We start from the raw sequence: 600 nt of genomic DNA, 5'->3' as shown, positions 1-600 counted from the left end.
GCTGTTTATTAGGATATCTTTACCACCAGGATGGCAATTTTCACATTTGTAAGTGGCTTGGTAATAATTCTTACAATAAAGTTCAGCCGGCTTTACACAAACCTCTCGTCGTACTAACTTGGTGCCTACCTTTTTGAGTTCATGATGACAGTTTGGACATGTCTGATCGGATAGCGGTTCGCTTTCATTAACTTGGGGTAAGGAATCAAAAAAAGCGGTCCGTTGCCCACTCTTTTTCCGTTTGGAATGGTGACGCACTGCTTTGATAACTTTTGTTTCAGTAACTTCAGTTACTGAAAGATCAGGTGACTGTAATGACGTTAATTGTTCATCACTAAATAGTGATTCTTGACCACTTACTACCTTTTCAATAACTTCAGTTTTTTTCCCGAAGAGCTGTTCCTTTTGTCCGGCAATGATTTGACGAAGGTAATCAATTTGCTGATTAGCGCTAGCTAATTGCGCCTTTAGCCTCTGATTTTCCTTCTCTAATTCCTTGCTATCCATACTACGTCACCTCCTCACTTGATAAATCTTCAATTATTATATCAAAGCGGAAGGAATTTAAACAGCCCTAATATAGATTACCTGGAATAGCAC

1 protein-coding gene is annotated in these 600 nt (G+C 39.0%); it reads right to left on the bottom strand.

Annotated features, from left to right (window positions below; all coding sequences use genetic code 11):
• Positions 1 to 507, bottom strand: a 507-nt coding sequence (locus tag QOS01_RS10425) for an IS66 family transposase zinc-finger binding domain-containing protein (protein ID WP_283622271.1), incomplete at its 3' end; no start/stop codon positions are given.
• Positions 508 to 600: the final 93 nt, after the last annotated feature.

Origin of the sequence: Limosilactobacillus avium, from assembly GCF_947381485.1 — a bacterium.
Lineage (GTDB): Bacteria > Bacillota > Bacilli > Lactobacillales > Lactobacillaceae > Limosilactobacillus > Limosilactobacillus avium.
This window is presented reverse-complemented; position numbering and strand designations above follow the sequence as displayed.